Source organism: Luteitalea sp. (assembly GCA_009377605.1).
In the GTDB taxonomy this organism is placed as follows: Bacteria; Acidobacteriota; Vicinamibacteria; order Vicinamibacterales; family Vicinamibacteraceae; genus WHTT01.
The window spans coordinates 1-580 of sequence record WHTT01000323.1 but is presented as its reverse complement, the minus strand read 5'-3'; the positions used below and the strand labels follow the sequence as shown (position 1 = coordinate 580).

Sequence of the window (580 nt, the reverse complement as noted above, 5' to 3'; positions counted from 1 at the left end):
CGACCCCCTGCGCCCAAGGCAGGTGCGCTACCAGGCTGCGCTACGCCCCGACAACCACGACCCTTGATTTTACACCGGTTTCCAGCAACTCGCTCGTTCGCGGCCTTCGCTTTCCTGACGAAAACTGTCCCAAAACTCCGGTTCGTCATCCAGCCTGCTCCGGCAGGGCGATGCAAAAGTCTTCAAGAAGTACTCGCAGATGAAGTTTCAGATGAAGCGCGAGGCACTGCAGAAGCTGAACCGCACTGCCAACGAGTCTGCCGGGGTTCTGGGACAGCTGCGTCACCCACTCGTCGGCGACACCGCCCGCGCTCAAGCGAGTCGCGTAGGTCGAGCGCAGATCGTAGATGCGAAAGTACGGCACCTTCGCCCGCCGAAGCGTCGCTCGCCACGCCGTCTTAAACGTGGTCTGGTGTCCCACGCAGTTCTCGCGCGGAAACAGATATTCGCTGTTCCCGGCAAGCTGCATCTGGCCCCGAATCGCCTCGACGGCCAGATCTGTCAGCGGCGCCTCCGCGACGCCGTTCGGCGTCTTGGAATCGGGAATCCAGACGACTTTGTTCTCCAGATCCACCTGGTC

At 61.6% G+C, this 580-nt stretch carries 1 protein-coding gene; it reads right to left on the bottom strand.

The features are described from left to right. Positions 1–145: 145 nt before the first annotated feature. The coding region (locus GEV06_29135; GenBank protein MPZ21902.1) for a tyrosine-type recombinase/integrase at positions 146–580 on the bottom strand (435 nt) is incomplete at its 5' end.